Here is a 22,190-nt window from a genome sequence, read left to right as displayed (position 1 = left end):
GCTCCTGGTCAATCGCTGGCAGTGCGCATCGTTCGGGTGCGAACGTCTCCCGATCATGGCATCTCCCCCGTGATGCCGACGGCCGGGCGCGAGGTGGCCTGGCCTTCGACGTCGAAGTCCGAGATGAAGATCAGCTGCAGCAGTGTCGTGTTGACGGTGTCCCGAGCAGCCACGGTCACCTCGCCCGCAACGTCGTCGACCGAGACCTGAACCTGGCTCGGCGGATAGCCTCGAGCACTCATGTACTCCTGGGCCTTCTGCCGGGCCTGCCCTTCGAGGATGACGATCTCGCCGGTGGCTCGCAAGGTTTCGATGTCGATCTGATTCGCCGCCGCGCGGGCGGCTTGTTCGGCGTCGTCGTAGATCTTCTGCCGCGCGTTGATGGCGAATCCGCCATCGACGACCAGACCGGCGAGCACGAACAGCATGACGATCAGCGTGACGAGCATCGCGCTGATGGCGCCGCGCTCGCTGCGCGTGCGGCGGATCACGATGTTCTCCGCAGCACGTCCAGCGGCGCCGAGCTCTCCCCGGTCAATGTCGCCGAGCCCGGCAGCCCGATGAAGCCGAGACCGTCGAACGACACCTTGCAGCTGACCTCGACCGTGATGATCTCGCCGGCCGCGAACGTCCCGCCCAGCGAAGCCTGCCCACACGACACGCCCGGCGGCGTCGACGACTCGACGATCGCCTGTGCGGCGGCACTGGCCGATCCGTAGTCACGCTGCAGCGATGCCGCCCGGACCGCGTCGCGGGCCATCGAATCGACGTCGGCGGAGCGGTCGACGTAGCGGCCGAAGCCGACGACGAGCATCATGACGGCGACGAGGACCGGCGCCAGGATCACGACCTCCACGGCCATCGATCCGCGCTGCCGGCCCAGCGTCCGCGCCACCTGCTGGATACGTGTCATAGGTCCGGGATGAACTGTTCGATCGGGCCTTCCACGGTCTGTGAGACCCGCGGAGCGAGGTTGTTGACGATCTCGGTGGCCCGCCCGCTCACCGTCACTCGGACGTTCTCACCCACCTGGACGGCATCGACTTCGATGTCGACCAGATGGCCGTTGCCCACGACCTCGGCGTACTCGTGGCCGCGGGCCTCGGCAGCGGACAAAGCCGCTGGGGTACCCCCGCCGATGCGGGCCTCCCGAGCGGCCTCACGCGCGGCCGCCGCGGCGATCTGGTTGCCGTGCCACGTCAGGGTGAACTGCACGATCACAAAAATGATCAAGAACATGAGCGGGGTGTACAGCACGAGCTCGATCGAGCTGACCCCGCGTTGTGATCGCAGCCGCCTGAGGCGTTCCAGCACCATGGTGACCTCGAGGCTCAGCCGCCGGGAGCGTCCGGGATGTCGATGGAGTCGGCCTCGGTCTTGACGAGCCGATAGATCACGACCCCCACGGCCGCGGCGAGGGCCACCAGCACGGCGGTGATGATGACGAACTCGATGGCCGAGGCGCCACGGTCGGGGGCGCGCCGGGCCCGTTCGACGTGGGCCGTCAGGGTCAGCATCAGCCAACCCAGGGGGGTGTTGGGTTTCAGATCGAGATTCATACTCATCGGTCTCCAGGTCCGGATCGGTCGCGTCGGGATTATGCCTTGTTCGCCTCGTCAGCCTCCGTCAGCCGCTCTGGGTCATGACGTCGACCAGGGCCGGGTAGACGAGGAAGATCAGGAAGCCGACACACAGCAGCAACTGCGCCACGAGCATCGACTGCGACTTCTGCCCGGCCTTGCCCTCGATCTCGGCCAGCTCCCGCCGGCGGATCGACGCCGCACGGGCTGCCAGCGACTCACGCACCTTCGCGCCGTCCTCGGCGACCAGGGCCAGCGCCGCGGCGAGGTCGCGCAACTCCTCCACGCCGACCTCGTCCCCGAGCTCGCCCAGTGCGGCCCACGGCGTCACTCCGTGCAGCCGGGCGGTGAGCAGCGTGTCGCGGATGCGGACCATCCCCCACCCGTCGCTGAGTGACGAGGCCGCCTGCAGCGCTTCGGGAACGCCCCGGCCACCGGCGAGGTTCATGGCGACGAGGTCGAGAAAGGAGCCGACGACATGGCGGAAGTCGCGGCGCCGGTCGGCAGCGTTGGACCGCAAGGTGAGCGTCGGGATGACGGCGAACACCAGGGCCAGGACGAAACCAAGCACGGCCGAGGCAGGGATGCCGAATGAGATGCCGCCGACCGTGAGGATCGTCGACACGACCACCGGGGTCATGAACCCGATCAGCCCCGTGAGCACGGTCGTGGCCAAGTGTCCTTCGAGCGAGCGGCCCATCAGCGACAGGTCGCGGCGCAGCGAGCCTAGGTTGATGCCCGCGTTCTCCAGCGTCTCGCGCAGTTGCCCGCCGAACCGGCGCAGCGTCGGCGACTCGCGCACCTGGCGCGGGTCGATCGACACCGCGACCAGGCGTTCGTGTTTCGCCCGGGTGCGTTCGGCGTCCAGTTTGGCCAACGCCGCGGCCGGGTTGACCCGCGGAGCCGAGATCAGCACCCCGAGCAGCAACAGCCCGAGGCCGACCACGGCACCGCCGAGCATGATCAGGGTCATGACCGCACCCCGCTACCCTCGGCTTCTGCGGTGACCAGGAACCGCGCCGGGGTCTCGAAGGCCGCCAGCCGGCGCATCCAGATGAAGCCCAGCGCGAAGATGCCCATGATGACTCCCAGCACGATCTGACCCAGCGGCTGGGAGTAGGGCTCGACGTAGTCCCGATTGACCACGGCGAGGAAGAGCATGAACCCGAGGCTGAAGATCACCACGATCTGCACCGAGCGCCGCGTGCTCGCTCGCCCGGCCAGCACGCGCTGGCGCATGTCGAGCTCGGCGCGTGCGGAGTCGGCCAGCGAACTCAACACCTGGCGCAGACCCGGCCCGCGCAGCCGCGCGTTGAGGATCAGCGCTGACACGACCAGGTCGGCGCTGGCGTCGTCGAGGTCGTCAGCGAAGCTCTGCAGCGCCTCGGGCATCGGCACCCGGATGCGCAGGCGGTCGGCGAGCAGGCGCAGCTGCGGCTGGATCGACGGCGAAGCGGCGTAGACCGTGGCCGGGATCGCCTGCTCGAGGCCCACCGCGCCGGCGATGGTGTCGCGCAGCGACTCCGTCCACGACGCCAGCCCGTCCAGGCGCGCGATGGCGTCACGTTCGGACTTCGCCCCGCCGAACAGCGCCGGCCAGAACGTCACCAACAAGCCGCCGCCGATGGCGGCCACCGGCCACCGCGTCACGGCCAGCGTCGCGACGCCCGCGCCGATGCCCAGAACGGTCTGCCGGCCGAGCTTCTCCACCATCGACCGCGCCGAGGTCCCCGGCTGCGGCGGCTTGGGTTCGGTCCCCCGCAGCGCCACGATCAACAACATGATCGCGGCGCCGATACCGGCACCGATCAGCGTGATGAGCAGGATGGACGGGCTCACGCGATCACCTGGGAATGCGGGTTGTACCCGACGGCGACGAGATCGTCCAGGCACGAGATCGGAGCCGCCGGCACGGCGACTCCGTCCGGGCCCGCGGCGAAGACCTCGCTGGACAGCACCCGGCCGTCCACACCGTTGATCTCCCGGATGCTCGACACGAACCGGCGCAGCTTGCCGCCCTCGTTGAACTCGTTGCGTTTCTCGACGAACACGACGAAGTCGATGGCACCGGCGATCAACATCATGGTCGCGTCCACCGGCAGTCGTTCGACCGATTGGATGGCGTAGGTCGAGATGCGGTTGAACACCTCGATGGAGCTGTTGGCGTGAATGGTCGACAGTGAACCGTCGTTGCCCTGGCTCATGGCGTTGAGCATCGTGACGATCTCGTCACCGAGCACCTCGCCGACGATCACCCGGCTGGGGTTCATCCGCAAGCTGCGGCGGACCAGCTCGGCCATGGTGATGGCGCCTTGGCCCTCGGAGTTGGGTAGCCGTTCCTCGAACGCGACGACGTTGGGGTGCAGGTCGGGGAACTCCCCCAGCCCGAGCTCGAGGGCCCGCTCGACGGTGATGAGCCGCTCGGACGGCGGGATCTCGTTGGCCAGCGCGCGCAGCAGCGTCGTCTTGCCCGCGTTCGTGGCACCGGCGATCATGATGTTCTTCCGCGCGGCCACGGCTGCGGACAGGAAGGCCGCCAGTTCCTCGGTCACTGAGCCGTAGGAGACCAGCTCGTCGAGGTGAACCCGCGACAGCCGGGCGCGCCGGATCGACACCGCCGGGCGTGCGCACACGCCCATGACCGCGGAGAGCCGGCTGCCGTCGGGCAGGCGCATGTCGAGCTGCGGGTTGGCGGAGTCGAAGGGACGGCTGGTCAGCCCGGAGTAGGCGCCGAGGATCTGCACGAGTTCGACCAGCTCGTCGTCGCTTTCGGCCACCGGGGCGCCGTTCACCTCACGCCCGTCGGCGTACTGGATGAACACGTTGTCGTAGCCGTTGATGTCGATGTTCTCGACCTCGAGGTCGTCGAGCAGCGGCTGCAGCCGACCCACACCGAACAGAGCGGCGTGGATACCCGAAGAGATCTCCTCTTCCTCTTCGGCCGTCGGCGGGGTTCGCCCGGCGCTGATCTCCTCGCGGGCGTAGGAGTCGAGCACCCGCCCGATGACGGCTCGGGCGAACTGGCGCTCGTCCTCGCCGGTCATGGGCGGCACGCCGTTGGCGGCGTCGTCGCGCCGCTGGCGCGCCAGGGTGTCGGCGACCTCCTCGCGCAGGCGTCGGATGAGGTTCTGATCCACGTGCCATCAGCTCCTTGCCGAAGTCCGCGTTCGTGCCATGGCCAGCGCGCGTGCGGACTCGGCCAGCTCGCGCGCCGACCGGATCAACAACGACCGGTCGATGCGACGGCTCCATCGCCCCGCCAGGGCGCCGGCGGCCTTGGGGTCCTCGGCGATCCGGCCGAGGACGCTGACCTGGTGCCCGTCGTACTGCAGCAACCGGTCGAGATCACGAGGAGCAGAGGTGTCGGAGCTACCGGCGATCAACGCGATGCCGAGCGGGATGCTGCCGAGCTCGCCGATGTGCAGCGGCTCGGCCAGCCAGCGCAGCCGTTCACGCAGGTGCGCGTAATACTCGATGCCGGGCCGGACGACGAAGATGACGGCGTCGGCGGCGGTGAGCACCGGCAGGAGCGGGGTGCCGGGCACCACCCGCCCGCAGTCGACGAGCACGTCGAAGGGGCTGTTGGCCAGCATGGTGGCAACGGCCGGCCACGCAGCGCCGATACCGGTGAACTGCTCCGGCCGGGTGACACCAGGGATGACCTGGAGCCCTCCCGAGGCGACCTGGACGTGCTCGCCGAGATCGGCCTCGCCGGTACCGCGCCGGGCAGCGGCCGCGAGCGACAGCAGGCCGCGGTCGTTGTCCAACGGCTCGCCGTCCACCCCGCGGTGACGCAAGGCGAAGTCGCCTCCGGCCGGGTCGAAATCGGCCACGACGACGTCCGAAGGCCAGATTCCGCCCAGCGCGTTCACCGTGGTGGTGACGCCGGGCGAGCCCTTGGCCGAGACAAAGGCGATCAGCACCGGCTCACCCCTGTTCCTCAGCGGATTCCTCGTCGGACCCGGCGTCGTCGCCGCCGCCATCGTCGGCGTTGTCGGCGTCGTCGGCGTTGTCCTCGAACGGCACACCGCGCTCGACCAGCACGACGACCAACTGGTTGGTGGCGGCAACGCCGGCCACCTGCGCGGCATCTTCGCGGTCGACGATGAATGTCGCCGACACACCCGCCTGCGTACCGTCGTTGCCGCCGGTGGTCGACGCGGACGCGACGCGAGCGTCTTCGACGATGGTCTCGCCCTGCCCGGTGACGATGGAGACCAAGTCGACGATGTCGCCGGCACGCAGACCCTCGGCCGGCGCGAACCCGGTGGCCAACGAGGCACCCACCGCGACGCCGTCGCTTTCGATCGGGCCGGACTCGTTGAGCATGGTGACGTCGATGAGCTGGCCCTCGGTGATCTGGGACGACGCGTAGGTGCCGATGAGGCGGTCGGCCTGAGACTCCGGCACCAGCAGGTCGCTTTCGGCGGCGACACGAGTGGTGGTGAGGTGCTCCGCGGTGATCTGCTGGCCGGCTTGGATGGTGGCACCGGCCTGGACCACCTCGACCCGTTCGTCCACCCGCAGCGCCAGCAGCGCGGCCACCGCCGCGCCGCCGACGATCAGCAGGACCGCCAGCGCGGCCAGCGCCGGGCGGCGCTGGCGCGGCGGAGCGGGCAGCCGGTTGGCTTCGCTCTTGACTCGTTGAGTGCTGCGGATGCCGCGCTGTTCGCGTGCTCGCTGTCGTTCACTGGTCGCATCGCCGCTTTGCACTGTCCCCGCCATGAGGTCGCTCTACCGCTCCAGAATCGGTCCATGTCGTCGGCGGGCGATCCGCTCGCCGCTCGCGCCGCGCGCCGCGGCCCCGCACCGCGTACTTGTCCGTGGGGCACTGTATCGCGAATCTTGACCATGAGCATGGCCGGCCAGGTCACTGCCGGCGCCTGCCCGGCGGGCAGAACGCGTTAATGTCTGCACAACGTCCGTATCACTTTTCGCACAGGAGAATCCCCGTGTCCGAGCGCACGCTCGTCTTGATCAAGCCCGACGCCGTCCGCCGCGGCCTGGTCGGAACGATTCTGGCCCGTTACGAGAACAAGGGACTGTCCATCGTCGCGATGGATCAGCGCACCATCGATGCTTCGCTGGCCGACGCTCACTACGCCGAGCACGTCGAAAAGCCGTTCTACCCGGCCTTGCGCGAGTTCGTCACCGGCGGGCCGCTGGTCGCGCTCGTCCTCGAAGGAGACCAGGCCATCGACGTCGTACGCGGGCTCAACGGCGCCACCGACGGGCGTAAGGCCGCTCCCGGCACCATCCGCGGCGACTATGCACTGTCGACGTCGGAGAACCTGGTGCACGCCTCGGACTCGGCCGACTCCGCCAAGCGCGAGCTCGAGCTCTGGTTCCCTGGGCTGTGAGTCGACGCAGGATCTGCCGGCGCCGAAGCGCTGGCAGATCCTGCTTCGTCACTCGCCCTCGCGGGCGGCCTTGGCGCGCTCGACCTCGGGGCCGATGCGCATCAGGATGAACCAGATGAGGGCGAACAACCCGCCCAGCACGAACATCACCGGCACCACGAACCCGGCGAGCACGACGGCCACCTGCGCGACGGAGCCGAGGACGTAACCCACTCGGCCGTGACGCAGGCTACCGGCGGCCACGACGCACATCAGTACCAGTGCGCCCGCGGCCAGCCACGCCGTCGACGTTCGCACGTCGGAGACGTTCACCGCGACCGGCACCGCCAGCAGGATGACGATCGACTCGAAGGTCAGGATCGTCGCAGCGATCCGGCTCATCCGCTGTCCCCCAGGAACGCCTGCCGAGCGTCGCCCGCCGTCACCACCGAGCCGGTCACGACGACGCCGTGACCGCCGATGGCGCCTTCGCGCTCAGCCAGGGCCAGGCCGGTGTCGATGGCCTCGGGTAGCGGGGTGGCGACGCTGACGCGCTGTTCGCCGAACACGTCGACGGCCACGGCCTCCAGGTCGGCGACCGGAAGACAACGCGGCGAGGAGTTCTCGGTGACGACGACCGCGGCCACCACCGGCTCCAGCGCAGCGAGGATGCCGGCAGCGTCCTTGTCGCCCAGCACCGCCACGACCGCCACCAACGACGTGGCCGAGAACTCCTCCGACAGCGTCGCGGCCAGGGCGGCAGCGCCGGCCGGGTTGTGTGCCGCGTCGGCCAGCACCACCGGGCCCCGGCGCAGCGCCTCGACCCGGCCTGGCGACGTGACCCGGGAGAACGCCGCGCGCACCCCTTCCGCGTCGAGCTCGTCGCGGCCCCCGCCCACGAACGCCTCGACCGCCGCCACAGCCGCGGCGGCGTTGTGCGCCTGGAACTCACCGTGCAGCGGCAGGAAGACGTCGTCGTACAAGCCGGCGAGACCCTGGATGTCCAGCATCTGTCCGCCCACGGCCATCTCGCGCCGCCGCACCCCGAACTCCACGCCCTGGCGCGCCACCGTGGCGCCGACCTCGACCGAGCGGGCCAGCAGAACCTCGGCGGCGGCCGCATCCTGCGCAGCGAGCACCGCGTACGAGCCGGGCTTGATGATGCCCGCCTTCTCCTCGCTGATCACCTCGACGGTGTCGCCCAGATAGTCGGCGTGGTCGACCGAGATGGGCATGACGACGGCGACCTTGCCGTCCGCGACGTTCGTGGCGTCCCACGACCCGCCCATGCCGACCTCGACGACGGCGGCGTCCACGGGGGCGTCGGCGAAGATCGCGTATGCCAGCGCCGTCAGGACCTCGAAGTAGCCCAGCGCGACGTCGTGTTTGGAGTCGACCAGGTCGAGGAACGGCGCCACTTCGGCGTAGGTCGCCGCGAAGCGCTCGGCGGCGACCGGCTCACCGTCGAGGACGATACGTTCGGTGACCGATTGCAGGTGCGGACTGGTGAACCGGCCCGTGCGCAGGTTGAGCTCACGCAAGAGCTCGTCGATCATCCGGGCCGTCGACGTCTTGCCGTTCGTTCCCGCCACGTGCACGACCGGAAACGCCCGCTGCGGGTTACCCAGCATGTCGACGAGGTCGCGGATGCGCTCGAGAGACGGCTCGACGTGCGACTCCGGCCGCCGAGCGAGCAGTTCGGCTTCGATCCGGCGCACGACGTCACTGCTCACAGCTCACCCATCTCGACGACTCCACCACGGCCTCCGGGGCAATTCTCCCCCACCACCCGGTCGCCTCGCCCACCGGCATCGCCGCAACTGTCACGTCGTCGGCAGTTGTGCGAGCTGGGCTTCCAGTCGGGCGATGTCGGCCTCGGCATCACTGCGGCGGCGGCGGACCTTGGCCACCTCGGCCTCCGGAGCCTTGGCGAGGAACTGCTCGTTGCTGAGTTTGCGGTTCGCCTGCTCCAGCGCCTTGCGCTCGTTGGCGAGGTCCTTGGTCAGGCGGCGGCGTTCGGCCTCGACGTCGACGGCGTCGGACAGGTCGAGCTCGACGGTGACGGCGCCCACCACCACGCGGGCCGTCGGCGAGAACGCCTCGCCCGGCCGGTCGAGGCGGGTCAGCGAGCGGAACGCGTCCTCGTGGTCGGCGACGACGCTGCCGGTCTCTTCGATGATGCGCGCGGGGACCCGCTGGCCGGGCTTGACCCCTTGGTCGCCACGGAAACGGCGGACCTCGGTGACGATGCGCTGCAGCTCGGCCACCGTCGCCTCGGCGGCGGCGTCGGCCCGGGCGTTCTCGGCCTGCGGCCATTCGGCGATGACGACCGACTCGTGCCCGGTCAGCGTCGTCCACAGCGCCTCGGTGACGAACGGCGTCACCGGATGCAGCAGCCGCAGCAGCGTGTCCAGGACGTGCCCGAGCACCAGCCGGGTCCGCTCGGCCCGTTCCCCGCCGGCGCTCAACTGTGTCTTGGCCAGCTCGACGTACCAGTCGCAGAACTCGTCCCAGGCGAAGTGGTAGAGCGCGTCAGTGAGCTTGGCGAACTGGAAGTCCTCATAGAAGGCATCGATCTGGGCGACGGTGGCGGCCAACCGCGACAGGATCCACCGGTCCGGCGCGGTGAGCTCGTCGGCCGGCGGAACGTCGCCGAGGCGCGCACCGCTGATCAGCGCGAAGCGCGTGGCGTTCCACAGCTTGTTGCAGAAGTTGCGCGACGCCTGGACCCAGTCCTCGCCGATCGGCACGTCGGTACCGGGGTTGGCGCCCCGCGCGAGCGTGAAGCGCAACGCGTCCGAGCCGTAGGCGTCCATCCAGTCCATCGGGTCGACGGCGTTGCCGAACGACTTCGACATCTTCTTGCCCCGCTCGTCGCGGACCATGCCGTGCAAGGCGATGGTCCGGAACGGCACGGCGTCGTCGGGACCGTTCTCGGCGTTGGCGTAAATGCCGAACATCATCATCCGGGCGACCCAGAAGAACAGGATGTCGTAGCCGGTCACCAGGACCTGGTTCGGATAGAACTTGGCCAGCGCCGGGGTGCGCTCGGGCCAGCCCAGCGTGGAGAACGGCCACAGCGCCGACGAGAACCACGTGTCCAGCACGTCCTCGTCCTGGTGCCAGCCCTCGCCCGACGGCGGCTGCTCGTCCGGCCCGACGCAGACGACCTCGCCATCGGGGCCGTACCAGACCGGGATGCGGTGGCCCCACCACAGCTGGCGAGAGATGCACCAGTCGTGCATGTCGTCCACCCAGCCGAACCAGCGTGCTTCCATCGACGACGGGTGGATGCGCACCCGGCCGTCGCGCACGGCGTCCCCGGCGGCCTGGGCCAGCGGGGCGACCTTGACCCACCATTGCAGCGACAGCCGCGGCTCCACCACCGTCTTGCACCGCGAGCAGTGCCCCACGGCGTGCACGTAGGGACGCTTCTCGGCCACGATGCGACCCTGCTCGCGCAGCGCGGCGACGATGGCCGGACGGGCCTCGAACCGGTCCAGCCCCTCGAACGGTCCGTGCGCGGTGATGACGCCGTGCTCGTCCATGATCGTCAGCTGCGGCAGATCGTGGCGCCGGCCGATCTCGAAGTCGTTCGGGTCGTGAGCCGGGGTGACCTTGACCATGCCGGTGCCGAACTCGGGGTCGACGTGCGCGTCGGCGATGACGGGGATGCGCCGCCCGGTCAGCGGCAGCTCGACCTCGGTGCCGATCAGGTGCTGGTAGCGCGGGTCGTCGGGGTGCACGGCGACCGCGGTGTCGCCGAGCATCGTCTCGGCCCGCGTGGTCGCGACGACGATGCCGCTGTCCTCGTCGCCGTAGCGGATGGAGATCAGTTCGCCGTCGTCGTCGCTGTGCTCGACCTCGATGTCCGACAGCGCCGTGTGGCAGCGCACACACCAGTTGATGATCCGCTCGGCGCGGTAGATGAGTTCGTCGTCGTAGAGCCGCTTGAAGATCGTCTGCACGGCGCGGGACAACCCGTCGTCCATGGTGAATCGTTCGCGGCTCCACGCCACGCCGTCGCCGAGTCGGCGCATCTGCGCCAGGATCTTGCCGCCGGATTCGGCCTTCCACTCCCAGACCTTCTGCACGAAGGCTTCGCGCCCGAGGTCATGGCGGGACTGGCCGGCCTTGGCCAGCTCACGCTCCACGACGTTCTGGGTCGCGATGCCGGCGTGGTCCATGCCCGGCATCCACAGCGCCTCGTAGCCCTGCATCCGCCGGCGCCGGACCAGAGCGTCGATCAGCGTGTGCTCGAAGGCGTGCCCCAGATGCAGCGAGCCGGTGACGTTCGGCGGCGGGATGACGATGCAGAACGGCGGCTTGTCGCTGTGGTCGTCAGCCTCGAAGTAACCACGCTCGACCCACCGCTCGTAGGTCGGCTGTTCGACCTCCACCGGGTCGAAGGTGGTCGGCAGTGTGGAGTCGGGTCGCATGGTCTCGGTCACGCGGGCGAAGTCTACCGACGTCGAGACGGCAACGTGTGACCGTGGCCGATGTGATGTACGGAGCAGGCGTCATCGGCGACGTGCCGGCCTACGCCACGACGATGACGATCTTGCCGAACAGGTGACCCTCTTCGCTGATGCGGTGTGCCTCGGCGACCTGCTCCAGCGGGTAGGTCGCCGTCACCGGAAGGGTCAGATCGCCGCGCTCCATCAACGGCAGCACCTCGGCGAACACCTCGGGGATGGTGGCCTGGCCGCTGGTGGTCAGCCGCACGCCGTGGTCGGCGGCGGAGTTGTCGGCGAGGGTCACCACGCGGTCAGGTGAGCCGGCCAGCTCGACGGACTCCTTGAGCACGCCCCGGCCGGAGGCGTCGAGGACCGCGTCCACACCGTCGGGGGCGACCGCCCGGACCCGGTCGGCCCAGCCGTCGCCGTAGGTCACCGCGGTGACGCCGAAGTCGCGGAGGAGGTCGTGGCGCTCCGCGCTGGCCGTGCCGATCACCGTGGCGCCACGCGCCCGGGCGAGCTGAGCGGCCACCAGCCCGACCCCGCCGGCCACAGCATGGATGAGCAGCCGCTGCCCGGCCTTGATGTCGAGCATGTGCACGGTGCGATGCGCGGCTTCGGTCGGCGCCGGCAACGCGGCGGCCTGCTCGAACGACAGCCAGTCCGGTTTGGCGACGAGCGCGGCCGGATCGGCCAGCACGTGCGTGGCCGCGGCGCCCGGGCGAGTCTGCCCGAACACCGCCTGCCCAGGAGCCCAGCCGGTGACGTCCGAGCCGACGGCGTCGATCGTCCCGGCGAAGTCGAACCCTACCCCGGCCGGCTTGCCCAACGGCTTGCCCCCGGAGTACAGGCCGCTGCGCAACTTCCAGTCGAGGGGGTTCACCCCGGCGGCGTGCACCGCGACCCGGACCTGGCCGGGCGCCGGCTCCGGCGTGGGCAGATCGACGATCCGCAGGACCTCGGGACCGCCGTACCGGTCGTAGCGGACTGCCTGGGTCATCTGACTCCCTCTCCTCGTCACCAGCTCACGTCGACGGGCATGCCCTCGGTGTACCCGGACGCGCTCTGCACTCCCACCACGGCCTTCTGCCGGAACTCGCTGATCGTCGCCGCCCCGACGTAGGTGGAAGCGCTGCGCACACCGGCGACGATGTTGTCGATGAGATCCTCGACGCTGGGCCGGCTCGGATCCAAGTACATCCGCGAGCTCGACACGCCCTCTTCGAAGATCCCCTTGCGGGCCCGCTCGAACGCGGAGTCGCCGGCCGAGCGCAGCTTCACCGCGCGTGCCGACGCCATGCCGAAGCTTTCCTTGTACATCTGTCCGTCACCGTCACGCAGCACGTCGCCCGGCGACTCGTACGTGCCGGCGAACCAGGACCCGATCATGACGTTGTCGGCACCTGCGGCCAGGGCCAGCGCGACGTCGCGGGGATGCCGGACGCCACCGTCGGCCCAGACGTGCACGCCGAGCTCGCGCGCTCGGTCGGCGCATTCGAGCACCGACGAGAACTGCGGGCGCCCGACACCGGTCATCATGCGGGTGGTGCACATCGCGCCCGGGCCGACCCCGACCTTGATGATGTCGGCGCCGGCCTCGGCGAGGTCGGTGACGCCCTGGGCTGTGACGACGTTGCCGGCGACCACGGGCACCTGCGGGTCGAGGCCACGCACCTTGCGCAGCACCTCGATGGTGCGCTCCTGATGGCCGTGCGCGGTGTCGATGACCAGGACGTCCGCGCCTGCGGCGAGCAGCGCCTTGGCCTTGCCTTCGACGTCGCCGTTGATGCCGACGGCCGCGCCCACCCGCAGCCTGCCGTCGGCGTCGACCGCGGGGCGATACAGCGTGGCCCGCAGGGCACGCTCCCGGGTGAGAATGCCGACGATGCGATCGTTCTCGTCGACCACCGGCGCCAGCCGGTGGCGGCCGTCGTGCAGCTGATTGAACGCCGCCTCGGCGTCGACGCCGTCAGGCAGGGTGAGCAACTCGGTGGACATCACGCTGCGCAACTGGGTGAAGCGATCGACATCCTGGCAGTCCGCCTCGGTGACCACCCCGACGGCTCGGCCGTCGTCGACCACGATGACAGCGCCGTGGCCACGCTTGGGCAACAGGTTGAACGCTTCGCCGACGGTGCCGGAGGGATCCATGGTCAGCGGGGTGTCGTAGATGATGTGGCGGCGCTTGACCCAGGCGATGACGTCGGCGACGACATCCACCGGAATGTCTTGCGGAATGATCGCCAGGCCACCGCAGCGGGCGATGGTCTCGGCCATCCGCCGCCCCGACACCGCCGTCATGTTCGCCGCGACGATGGGAATGGTGGTGCCGCTGCCGTCGGACGTGGTGAGGTCCACGTCGAGGCGGGAACCGACAGCGGAACGGTTCGGGACCAGGAAGACGTCGCTGTACGTGAGGTCCTGGTCCGGCGCCTGCCCCCGGATGAATCGCATCGGACGCTCCCCTCGGCTGCGGTGTGCCGGCCGGACGGATTTCCGGCGGCCCTCCATCTTTAGCCTATGGGCGAGGCTCAGGACAGCGTGACAGGCGGCTCGACCCGGCTGGGACGCAGCGGTTCAACCGGCGCGATCCACGACGCCGCGGCTGGTGCGTCGGGATCGGCGTGCCAGCGGCGGCACACCCGCTCGACCGCGATCGGATGCAGTGTCAACGAGCCGTCGGTACCGATGTGCATGCGCACGAAGGACTTGTAGTCGGTGATACCCATACCGGCGTACAGCTCGTTGACGTTGACCCGGACGTAACGCGCCAGCAGCATGTACACGCCGACGATCCAGGTGTCGACGAGCCCGGCCACGGGCAGGTAAACGACGAAGGCCAGCACGGTGTCCCAGGGGCTCGGCGCGTCGGCCAGTGGCAGCGCCGACCACGCGGCCGCCCCGACGAGGCCGAGCGCCAGATGCGGCACCGCGTGCAACGCACCGCAGATCCACTGCCGCCGGCCACGGGTACCGAGCGCGGTGGCGAACAACAGCGTCCCTGCGACCACGCCGGCCCCGGTGACGCCGACGGCGCCGTTGAGCCAGCCGCCGTCCGCGGTGAGCAACGCCAGCATCCACAGCGTCTGCATCACACCGAGCAACGCAACGAAGCCCGGGTTGCGCCGCGGCAGTTTCGTGAGGATGCCCCGACCGAGCCGACGTGACCGCTTCCGGTCGGGGTAAGCGGACTCGAGGCGGTACTGGCGCGGCTTGCTGGCCTCGCGGTCGGTCGTCGTCTCGGGCGGCACCGAGACGGCCTCCGGAAGGTGCGCCGTACCCACCAGGTATGCTCCGCCGCCGCCGCAGGTCACCAAGTGGCGGGGCCGGCCGTCGGTGTCGTCGCCGGCGTAGCGGGTGTAGTGGTGCAGGTCGCCCGCCAGCAGCAGCGGCACTCGCGCGCCGGTCGGCTCGATCACGGTACGAACGAAGTAGTCGAGGTTGTCGTACGCCTGGGGGTCGTCGATGGTCTGAACCCAGCCGGGCTTGGCCGAGCACAGCACGATGCGATCGTCCGGCCCCAGCTGGCTGGCCACCTGCCGGAAGTACTCGAGCTGTGGTTCGTCGATGTAGGAGGCGAGCTGGACGTCGATGGCCAGCAGCCACCACCGGTGCGGCAGGGCGACGGCGAAGTAGCTGCGACGCTGGCTGGTCTGCCAGCCGCCGATCGGGTCGTTCTGAGCGAACAGGCGCAGAAACGCGGTGAGCCCGTCGTACCAGTCGTGGTTACCCGGCACGGCGTACATCGTCGGCGCCGCATGGCTCGGTTGGCCCGGCTGCGGTGGGAAGGCCGCGCGGTACGGGCCCTTGAACCGGTTCTCGTAGTCGGTGACCGACGCCGTGGGGTACACCTGGTCGCCACCGAGGACGACGGCGTCGGCGCGCGGCAGGTCGGTCCCGTCGACGGTCAGGCTTTCCCGGGCGAGCAGGTGGGCGATGCTGTACGTGGCGTCGAAGCCGTCCCCGAGGTCGGCGACGTAGTCGATCCAGAGCTCCTCGGCGCCGGAATGGTCGTCCACGGCGCTCGGCAGCACCGCCTGCAGCTCGCGCTTGTCGAGGTAACCGCCGAACAGGTGCGCCAACGCCACCCGTACCGCGGTGCCCGCGAGCAGACCGGGGTTGAGCCAGGGCACGGGCTTCTGCGGCGTGAAGCCGATCTGTACCGGCGACATGTCGCTCGGGCGCTGATCACGCATGGGCTGACCTTACGGGGCCCCGACGACATGATCGACAGGTAGTCGCCGCGACGCCGGGCGACGGTCGGCAGCGGCGGCGAGCCTACCGGGATTCAGGCGGTCTTCTCGCGCCGTTCGCGCTTGCGGGGGCCTTCCCGGGGGATCAGCGTGGGCAGCACGTTCTGCTCGACCACCTCACGGGTGACGATCACACGCTCCACGTCCTCGCGGCTGGGAACCTCGTACATGACGTGCAGCAGCACCTCTTCGAGGATCGCGCGCAAGCCGCGCGCACCGGTCCCCCGCATCAACGCCAGGTCAGCGACTGCCTCGATGGCGTCGTCGGCGAACTCCAGCTCCACGTGGTCGAGGTCGAACAACCGGACGTACTGTTTCACCAGGGCGTTGCGCGGCTCGGAGAGAATGCGGATCAGGGCCTCGCGGTCCAGTGGCGACACCGTGGTGATGACCGGCAACCGGCCGATGAATTCCGGAATCAGGCCGAACTTCAGCAGGTCCTCCGGCATCACGTCACCGAACGTGTCGGCGGCCTCACGCTCGGCCTTGCTGCGGATGTCCGCGCCGAATCCGAGGCCTCGCTTGCCGACGCGCTGCTCGATGATCTCGTCCAGTCCGGCGAACGCGCCACCGACGATGAACAGCACGTTCGTGGTGTCGATCTGGATGAACTCCTGGTGCGGGTGCTTCCGCCCGCCCTGCGGCGGCACACTGGCCGTCGTTCCCTCGAGGATCTTCAGCAGCGCCTGCTGTACGCCTTCGCCGGAGACGTCGCGGGTGATGGACGGGTTCTCGGACTTCCGCGCGATCTTGTCGACCTCGTCGATGTAGATGATGCCGGTCTCGGCCTTCTTCACGTCGTAGTCCGCGGCCTGGATCAGCTTCAGCAGGATGTTCTCGACGTCCTCGCCGACGTAGCCGGCTTCGGTCAGCGCGGTGGCATCAGCGATGGCGAACGGCACGTTCAACATCTTGGCCAGGGTTTGCGCCAGATAGGTCTTACCGCAGCCGGTAGGCCCGATGAGCAGGATGTTCGACTTCGACAGCTCGACGGTGTCGCCCTGGTTGCGCGAGCTGCCGGCCTGGCGAGCCTGCACCCGCTTGTAGTGGTTGTACACCGCCACCGACAGGGCCTTCTTCGCCACGTCCTGCCCGATGACGTAGGACTCGAGGAACTCGTAGATCTCGCGCGGCTTGGGAAGCTCAGCAAGCTCGCCACCGGGCGTTTCGCTGAGCTCTTCTTCGATGATCTCGTTACACAGATCGATGCACTCGTCGCAGATGTACACCCCAGGCCCTGCGATGAGCTTCTTCACCTGCTTCTGGCTCTTGCCGCAGAACGAGCACTTGAGCAAGTGATCAGCGTCGCCGATGCGTGCCACGCGGTACGTCCTTCCGTCCTGAACTGCATTCCCGGCCGTAACGACCGAGGATCCGCGAGACGGGCCGCTGTTTCAACGACCCACGCGCGAATCGACGTCGTGCGTATCGCGGACCTCTCGAGCCCCGCGTCCTTTGACGGTACAACGTCGGCCCGACAATCGGGCACCCCCTCGCCAGATCGGGCGTGGCGCGTCGCACGGACGGCGACGCGCCACGATCCGGGTCCGGCCGGTCAGCCGACGAGGCTGGCCTTGCGCGAGGACGTGAAGTTGTCGACCAAGCCGTAGTCGATGGCTTCCTGGGTCGTGAGGATCTTGTCCCGCTCGATGTCCTGACGGACCTGCTCGACGTCGCGGCCGGAGTGCTCGGAGAGCATCTTCTCCAGCAGCGAGCGCATCCGGAGGATCTCGTTCGCCTGGATCTCGATGTCGCTGGCCTGGCCGTAGGTGCCCTCGGTGTAGGGCTGGTGGATGAGGATCCGCGCGTTCGGGACGGCCAGCCGCTTGCCCGGCGCGCCGGCCGCCAGCAGCACCGCAGCCGCCGAGGCCGCCTGGCCCATGCACACCGTGCGCACATCGGGCTTGATGAACTGCATGGTGTCGTAGATGGTCGTCATCGCGGTGAACGAACCACCGGGCGAGTTGATGTAGATCTCGATGTCGCGGTCGGGCTCCATGGACTCCAGGCAGATCAGCTGGGCCATGACGGCGTTGGCGACATCGTCGCTGATCGGGGTCCCGAGGAAGATGATGCGTTCCTCGAACAGCTTGCCGTACGGATCGATACGCCGGTAGCCGTAGGAGGTGCGCTCCTCCCATTGCGGGATGTAGTAGTTCATCGAAGTCTCCTAGATGTGCGCTGCGAGGGGGCCGGAGTCGAACGGACGAGCCGTGATCACGAGCTGGCGCCGTTACCGTTGCGCGGCAGCTGCGTGGCGCTCTCGATCACGTGGTCGATGAATCCGTACTCCAGCGCCTCGTGCGGCGTGAAGTAGCGGTCGCGGTCGGAGTCGCGCACGATGGTCTCGACCGGCTGCCCGGTGTGGTGGGCGGTGATCTCGGCCATCTCCTGCTTGGTGCGCAGCATCTGCTCGGCCTGGATCCGGATGTCGCTGGCCGAGCCACCCATCCCGCCGGAGGGCTGGTGCATGAGGATGCGCGAGTGCGGCAGGGCGTAGCGCTTGCCCGGGGTTCCGGCGGTGAGGAGGAACTGGCCCATGGAGGCCGCGAAGCCCATCGCCACCGTCATGACGTCGGGCCGGACGAACTGCATCGTGTCGTAGATCGCCATGCCCGCCGACACCGAGCCGCCGGGCGAGTTGATGTACAGCTCGATGTCACGCTCGGGGTCCTCGGCTGCGAGCAGCAGCAACTGCGCACAGATGGCATTGGCGTTCTCGTCGCGGACCTCCGAGCCCAGGAAGATGATCCGTTCGCGGAGCAGCCGGTTGTAGATGTGGTCGTCCAGGCCCATGGACGAGCCGGGAGTGGGTGTCTGGGCCTGCGGAAATTCGACCGGGCCGGACGTCTCGGGGCGTGTGCTCACCGTGATCTCCTAGGGGCAGTACAGATGGTCGTCACGACCTGGGTTCGGTTGCTTCACTGACACTAACCAAGCACAGGTCCGCGCCCATCCGCTGCGCGCCCCTGTTCGCTCACGGCGTGCTCCTGAATGATCATGTTCACTTGGCGATTCCCTGCCGCACCACCCGTGCACGCCTGTTGGCGCAGCAGAAAACCTCGTGGTGTAGCGCCATACAGGGACGCGATGGCCGACCGCGGCCGCCTGACCCGACCTCGAACGGCGACGGTCGAACGAGGCACCGAAGCCTCGTCCGACCGTCACGAAAACCGGTGTTCCGGTCAGGCCTTCGACTCGCCCGAGTCGTCAGCGTCGTCTTGATCGCCGTCAGCAGCCTCTGCCGCATCGTCAGCGACTTCGGCCGCGTCGTCAGCGGCCTCCGCACCCTCGACGGCGTCCGCATCAGCGGCCTGGTCACCAGCCGCGGAGTCGTCCTCGATCTCGGCGAACTCGAACGAGTCCCCGACCTGCTGCGCGCCATCGTCCTCGCCGGGCTCGGCGATCGTGCCGTCCTCACGCAGCCGGTCCAGCTCGACCCGCTTCCCCGAGGCGTCGACGACGTTGGCCTTCTCGACCACCTGCGCGAGGGCCTTGCCGCGCGCGACGTCGGCCATGACCGACGGGAGGTTGCCCTGGTCGACGATGCGCTGAGCGAGCTGGTTGGGGTCCATCCGCTGCTGCATCGCCTGCTGGATGATGTAGGAGCTCAGCTCGTCCTGCGCGACCTCGATGTTCTCGGCCTTGACGAGCTCGTCGAGCACGAACTGCGACTTGAGGTTCTTGCGGAACTGTTCCTCGTACTCGGCGCGGTGGTCGTCGTCGCCGTGACCGTCCGAGAAGTGCTCCTCGACCTGTTCCTGCACCAGCTCGTCCGGCAACGGCACGTCGCCGACCTTCTCCAGCAGCAGGTCGAGCACCTTGTCACGAGCCGACATCGCCTGCTCGATCCGCGCGGCGCGCAGGGCCTGCTCCTGTACGTCCGCCTTCAACTCTTCGAGCGTGTCGAACTCGCTGGCGAGCTGGGCGAACTCGTCGTCGAGCTCAGGCAGCTGCTGTTCCTTCACCGCAGTGACGGTGACCTCGCAGTCGACCTCTTCACCTTCGTGGGTGCCGACCAGCTTGGTGCGGAACGTCGTCGACTCACCCGCCGACAAGCCGGTGACGGCCTCGTCGAGGCCATCGATCATGCCGCCCTTGCCGATCTGATACGACACGCCGGTGGCCTGCCCGCCTTCGATGGGCTCGCCGTCAGCGGTGGCGTTGAGATCGATCTGGACGAAGTCGCCGTCCGCCGCCGGCCGCTCGACGCCGACGAGCGTGCCGAACCGGGCGCGCAGCGCTTCGAGGCGCTCCTCGACGTCGGAGTCCTCGACCACGGCGTCGTCGACCTGGACCTCCAGGCCCTCCCATTCCGGCAGGGTGATCTTGGGCCGTACGGCGACCTCGGCGGTGAACTTCAGCTCCTCGCCGTCGTTGAACTCCGAGATGTCGACCTCAGGCTGGCCCAACGGCTGCAGGTCGTTCTCGCGGATCGCGTCACCGTAGAGCTTGGGAAGCGCCTCGTTGACGGCCTCCTCGAGCACGACGGGCCGGCCGATCCGCTGATCGATGACCACAGGAGGCACCTTGCCCTTACGGAAGCCGGGCACCGTCACCTGTGCGGCGATCCGCTGGTAAGCGGACTTGATGTTCGACTCAAGCTCGGCGAACGGAACCTCGACCGCAAGCCGGACCCGCGTCGGATTGAGGGTCTCGACGACGCTCTTCACGCTGACGTGTCTCCTGTAATGGTGGTCTGTCTGGCACGGTCACAGCGGGGGCCGGCGAACCGGACCACCACCGCGAACGCTGGCTGGTCGGGGCGACAGGACTCGAACCTGCGATCTCCTGCTCCCAAAGCAGGCGCGCTAGCCACTACGCTACGCCCCGCGTGCCCGGACAAGTCTAGGCCAGGCGACAGGGTACTCTGTACCGCGGGCGGTTCGCCGCCCATGCGGGTGTAGCTCAATGGCAGAGCCCCAGCCTTCCAAGCTGGTCGTGCGGGTTCGATTCCCGTCACCCGCTCCACGACGACCGAACCAGGTCACGGGCCGGATTCGACCTGTTCGATCTCGGCATCGCTAGCGGCAGGTCCGCCCCTGGGCCACGTTTGGGCCACGGCGGCATCGTTCTCGGCGCCATTCAGTCCGTCCATGTGCACATCGAGAGCATCAGCGATGGTGCGCGTCGCACTGTCCGATCCATGCTGGTACATCAAGGCGGCACGCATAGAGTCGTGACCCATCCGGTCCATCAGATCGCGGGTACTGACATTCGCTCGAGCGGCGAGCATGTTCCCTGTGTGACGCAGATCGTGGAAGTGCAACGCGGGAACACCGATCTGTTCTACTGCGGACTTCCAACCGACTTGGCGCCGAAAGTTGCTACGCCGAATGACCGCACCTTTGGGTCCGGCGAAGACCAACGCATCGTGGCCCGGGCCCACATGCTCGGCCATGTGGTCGACGAGTATGGGCACGAGCCGACGTGGAAACCCGACTCGTCGACGACCGGCACGTGACTTTGGCGGACCGATCACCGGCCCTTTGCCCTTCTGCTCCACGTAGGCGCGCACAACGGTCACCACAGCGCTGTTCAAGTCGATGTCAGAACGCCGGAGTGCTGCGAGCTCGCCATAACGAAGGCCGGTGAATGCGGCGAACAGCACGAGCGCCCGGTAGCGAGGCCTGACCGCATCAGCTAGCCGGAAGACCTGCCCTGGCGTGAGCACGGGACGTTCCTCAGGCGTCTCCTGATCTGCTCCCTTCACGCGGCAAGGGTTACGCGCAAGGATGTGGTCTTCTTTGACAGCCGTCATCAACACCGCTCGAAGCAGCCGATACGCCTTGGCCGTCGTCGACTGCGATCGACCGTCGCGCAGCAATTGCGCGCGCCATTCCCGAACGAGTGGCGTGGTGATCTTTCCGAGCGGAGCGCCGCCGATATACGGCGCGATGTGCTTGCGCAACAGCATCTCGTACAGCTCGACAGTGCGAGGCCGAAGCCCCGGACGTTCGGCGATCCAGCGTTCGGCGTAGTCGACGAGTCGCACCTTTTGGCGCTCTGGATCCAGCCACTCCCCCCGCATGATCTGTGCCTCGACCAGGCTCAGGAACCGTTCAGCATCCGACTTACGCTCAAAGGTGTGGGGAGCCGACCGCAATTGCCCGTCTGGGCCGCGATACCGCGCTTGCCACCGGCCCGAGTCTCGCCGCCGCACACTGCCAAATCGTCGACGAGCAGGCATCACGCAACTCCACGCAGGTAACGCCAGACCTCCGAAGCGGTCATGGGCTCCACCCGCCCGTCGTCTATGAACGCACGCACATCAGCCCGTGCGATACGAACCGACCGACCGAGGCGATGGAACGCGATGCGCCGCTCAGCAATCAGCCGACGCACGTAACGCGGGCTCATTCCCATCGCTGCGGCTGCCTGAGCAACCGTCAACATCTCGTTGTCGTCACTCGCCATCATGATGTCCTTCCTAGTCATGCTGCTGTTGTGGTTGCCGAAAGATCTGGGGTGTCGGGTCCGGCGCGAGTTTGGGCTTGTCGGTATTGGGTGCGCCATCGGTGTTTCTGGGCGATGGCGTGGCCGATGAGTCGGGCGTACGAG

General features: G+C 68.5%; 22 protein-coding genes and 2 tRNA genes. 2 read left to right on the top strand and 22 right to left on the bottom strand.

Going from position 1 to position 22,190, the window contains the following annotated elements; translation table 11 throughout:
- Positions 1–53: 53 nt before the first annotated feature.
- From M6444_RS00280 to M6444_RS00240, 9 genes are all read right to left on the bottom strand, one after another.
- Positions 54–491 (bottom strand): pilus assembly protein TadG-related protein, encoded by a 438-nt coding sequence (locus tag M6444_RS00280; protein ID WP_298321721.1) that lies wholly within the window; start codon positions 489–491, stop codon positions 54–56.
- Positions 488–913: a TadE/TadG family type IV pilus assembly protein gene (locus tag M6444_RS00275; protein ID WP_298321718.1), complete on the bottom strand. Its 426-nt coding sequence runs from the start codon at positions 911–913 to the stop codon at positions 488–490. The genes M6444_RS00280 and M6444_RS00275 overlap by 4 nt, the downstream gene beginning before the upstream one ends.
- A complete protein-coding gene (locus M6444_RS00270; RefSeq protein ID WP_298321716.1) occupies positions 910–1,317 on the bottom strand; it encodes a TadE/TadG family type IV pilus assembly protein in 408 nt (135 codons plus the stop codon). The genes M6444_RS00275 and M6444_RS00270 overlap by 4 nt, the downstream gene beginning before the upstream one ends.
- Before the next feature lie 14 nt (positions 1,318–1,331).
- A complete protein-coding gene (locus M6444_RS00265) occupies positions 1,332–1,565 on the bottom strand; it encodes a hypothetical protein (protein WP_298321714.1) in 234 nt (77 codons plus the stop codon).
- A 61-nt stretch (positions 1,566–1,626) separates the two neighbouring features.
- Positions 1,627–2,553, bottom strand: a complete 927-nt coding sequence (locus M6444_RS00260) for a type II secretion system F family protein (RefSeq protein ID WP_298321712.1) — start codon at positions 2,551–2,553, stop codon at positions 1,627–1,629.
- Complete coding sequence (locus M6444_RS00255) at positions 2,550–3,419, bottom strand: type II secretion system F family protein (RefSeq protein ID WP_298321710.1); 870 nt, start codon at positions 3,417–3,419, stop codon at positions 2,550–2,552. The genes M6444_RS00260 and M6444_RS00255 overlap by 4 nt, the downstream gene beginning before the upstream one ends.
- Positions 3,416–4,717 carry an ATPase, T2SS/T4P/T4SS family gene (locus M6444_RS00250; RefSeq protein WP_298321709.1) on the bottom strand — a complete coding sequence of 434 codons (1,302 nt, stop codon included), beginning with the start codon at positions 4,715–4,717 and terminating at the stop codon, positions 3,416–3,418. Before M6444_RS00250 ends, M6444_RS00255 begins: the two co-directional genes overlap by 4 nt.
- Positions 4,718–4,723: 6 nt before the next feature.
- Complete coding sequence (locus tag M6444_RS00245; protein ID WP_298321707.1) at positions 4,724–5,503, bottom strand: hypothetical protein; 780 nt, start codon at positions 5,501–5,503, stop codon at positions 4,724–4,726.
- Between the two features lie 4 nt (positions 5,504–5,507).
- Entirely contained in the window at positions 5,508–6,305 is a 798-nt protein-coding gene (locus M6444_RS00240; RefSeq protein ID WP_298321705.1) for an SAF domain-containing protein, read from the bottom strand.
- Between the two features lie 182 nt (positions 6,306–6,487).
- Here M6444_RS00240 and ndk point away from each other — a divergent pair, with 182 nt between their 5' ends.
- Positions 6,488–6,940, top strand: a complete 453-nt coding sequence (ndk, locus tag M6444_RS00235) for a nucleoside-diphosphate kinase (RefSeq protein ID WP_363326179.1) — start codon at positions 6,488–6,490, stop codon at positions 6,938–6,940.
- Between the two features lie 48 nt (positions 6,941–6,988).
- On the opposite strand, the gene M6444_RS00230 is transcribed toward ndk, so the two are convergent.
- The 11 genes from M6444_RS00230 to M6444_RS00180 form a co-directional block, all read right to left on the bottom strand.
- Complete coding sequence (locus M6444_RS00230; RefSeq protein WP_298321701.1) at positions 6,989–7,321, bottom strand: DUF4233 domain-containing protein; 333 nt, start codon at positions 7,319–7,321, stop codon at positions 6,989–6,991.
- Positions 7,318–8,652, bottom strand: a complete 1,335-nt coding sequence (locus tag M6444_RS00225; RefSeq protein WP_298321699.1) for a Mur ligase family protein — start codon at positions 8,650–8,652, stop codon at positions 7,318–7,320. The genes M6444_RS00230 and M6444_RS00225 overlap by 4 nt, the downstream gene beginning before the upstream one ends.
- A gap of 90 nt (positions 8,653–8,742) precedes the next feature.
- Entirely contained in the window at positions 8,743–11,358 is a 2,616-nt protein-coding gene (locus tag M6444_RS00220) for a valine--tRNA ligase (RefSeq protein WP_363326181.1), read from the bottom strand.
- Positions 11,359–11,458: 100 nt separating this feature from the next.
- Positions 11,459–12,376, bottom strand: coding sequence for an NADP-dependent oxidoreductase (locus M6444_RS00215; RefSeq protein ID WP_298321692.1), 918 nt, complete (start codon positions 12,374–12,376; stop codon positions 11,459–11,461).
- Positions 12,377–12,393: 17 nt separating this feature from the next.
- Complete coding sequence (locus M6444_RS00210; RefSeq protein ID WP_298321690.1) at positions 12,394–13,830, bottom strand: GuaB1 family IMP dehydrogenase-related protein; 1,437 nt, start codon at positions 13,828–13,830, stop codon at positions 12,394–12,396.
- A 77-nt stretch (positions 13,831–13,907) separates the two neighbouring features.
- A complete protein-coding gene (locus tag M6444_RS00205) occupies positions 13,908–15,572 on the bottom strand; it encodes a metallophosphoesterase (protein ID WP_298321688.1) in 1,665 nt (554 codons plus the stop codon).
- A 92-nt stretch (positions 15,573–15,664) separates the two neighbouring features.
- Positions 15,665–16,951, bottom strand: coding sequence for an ATP-dependent Clp protease ATP-binding subunit ClpX (clpX, locus tag M6444_RS00200; protein WP_298321686.1), 1,287 nt, complete (start codon positions 16,949–16,951; stop codon positions 15,665–15,667).
- Positions 16,952–17,184: 233 nt separating this feature from the next.
- Positions 17,185–17,790: an ATP-dependent Clp protease proteolytic subunit gene (locus M6444_RS00195; RefSeq protein ID WP_298321684.1), complete on the bottom strand. Its 606-nt coding sequence runs from the start codon at positions 17,788–17,790 to the stop codon at positions 17,185–17,187.
- Between the two features lie 56 nt (positions 17,791–17,846).
- Positions 17,847–18,425 (bottom strand): ATP-dependent Clp protease proteolytic subunit, encoded by a 579-nt coding sequence (locus tag M6444_RS00190; RefSeq protein ID WP_363326180.1) that lies wholly within the window; start codon positions 18,423–18,425, stop codon positions 17,847–17,849.
- A 389-nt stretch (positions 18,426–18,814) separates the two neighbouring features.
- Positions 18,815–20,302, bottom strand: a complete 1,488-nt coding sequence (gene tig / locus M6444_RS00185; RefSeq protein ID WP_298321680.1) for a trigger factor — start codon at positions 20,300–20,302, stop codon at positions 18,815–18,817.
- Positions 20,303–20,386: 84 nt separating this feature from the next.
- Positions 20,387–20,462 (bottom strand) — tRNA-Pro (locus M6444_RS00180).
- Between the two features lie 64 nt (positions 20,463–20,526).
- Between M6444_RS00180 and M6444_RS00175 the strand changes: the two genes are divergently transcribed.
- Positions 20,527–20,600 (top strand) — tRNA-Gly (locus M6444_RS00175).
- Positions 20,601–20,616: 16 nt separating this feature from the next.
- Here the strand turns inward: M6444_RS00175 and M6444_RS00170 are convergent.
- Positions 20,617–21,792 (bottom strand): tyrosine-type recombinase/integrase, encoded by a 1,176-nt coding sequence (locus tag M6444_RS00170; RefSeq protein WP_298321678.1) that lies wholly within the window; start codon positions 21,790–21,792, stop codon positions 20,617–20,619.
- Positions 21,793–21,818: 26 nt separating this feature from the next.
- Positions 21,819–22,049, bottom strand: a complete 231-nt coding sequence (locus tag M6444_RS00165) for a helix-turn-helix domain-containing protein (RefSeq protein ID WP_298321677.1) — start codon at positions 22,047–22,049, stop codon at positions 21,819–21,821.
- Positions 22,050–22,190: the final 141 nt, after the last annotated feature.

It is taken from the genome of Haloactinopolyspora sp. (genome assembly GCF_027324685.1).
Taxonomy (GTDB): Bacteria; Actinomycetota; Actinomycetes; order Jiangellales; family Jiangellaceae; genus Haloactinopolyspora.
The sequence above is the reverse complement of the archived record's forward strand: the minus strand, read 5'-3'. Positions and strand labels throughout refer to the sequence as shown.

Bases quoted from the DNA above. Each gene is read 5' to 3' on its own strand.
- M6444_RS00275 (WP_298321718.1), bottom strand. From the start codon at position 913: ATGACACGTATCCAGCAGGTGGCGCGGACGCTGGGCCGGCAGCGCGGA.
- M6444_RS00270 (WP_298321716.1), bottom strand. From the start codon at position 1,317: ATGGTGCTGGAACGCCTCAGGCGGCTGCGATCACAACGCGGGGTCAGC.
- M6444_RS00265 (WP_298321714.1), bottom strand. From the start codon at position 1,565: ATGAGTATGAATCTCGATCTGAAACCCAACACCCCCCTGGGTTGGCTG.
- M6444_RS00260 (WP_298321712.1), bottom strand. From the start codon at position 2,553: ATGACCCTGATCATGCTCGGCGGTGCCGTGGTCGGCCTCGGGCTGTTG.
- M6444_RS00240 (WP_298321705.1), bottom strand. From the start codon at position 6,305: ATGGCGGGGACAGTGCAAAGCGGCGATGCGACCAGTGAACGACAGCGA.
- ndk (WP_363326179.1), top strand. From the start codon at position 6,488: ATGTCTGCACAACGTCCGTATCACTTTTCGCACAGGAGAATCCCCGTG.
- M6444_RS00230 (WP_298321701.1), bottom strand. From the start codon at position 7,321: ATGAGCCGGATCGCTGCGACGATCCTGACCTTCGAGTCGATCGTCATC.
- M6444_RS00220 (WP_363326181.1), bottom strand. From the start codon at position 11,358: ATGCGACCCGACTCCACACTGCCGACCACCTTCGACCCGGTGGAGGTC.
- M6444_RS00215 (WP_298321692.1), bottom strand. From the start codon at position 12,376: ATGACCCAGGCAGTCCGCTACGACCGGTACGGCGGTCCCGAGGTCCTG.
- M6444_RS00210 (WP_298321690.1), bottom strand. From the start codon at position 13,830: ATGCGATTCATCCGGGGGCAGGCGCCGGACCAGGACCTCACGTACAGC.
- M6444_RS00205 (WP_298321688.1), bottom strand. From the start codon at position 15,572: ATGCGTGATCAGCGCCCGAGCGACATGTCGCCGGTACAGATCGGCTTC.
- M6444_RS00195 (WP_298321684.1), bottom strand. From the start codon at position 17,790: ATGAACTACTACATCCCGCAATGGGAGGAGCGCACCTCCTACGGCTAC.
- M6444_RS00190 (WP_363326180.1), bottom strand. From the start codon at position 18,425: ATGGGCCTGGACGACCACATCTACAACCGGCTGCTCCGCGAACGGATC.
- M6444_RS00165 (WP_298321677.1), bottom strand. From the start codon at position 22,049: ATGATGGCGAGTGACGACAACGAGATGTTGACGGTTGCTCAGGCAGCC.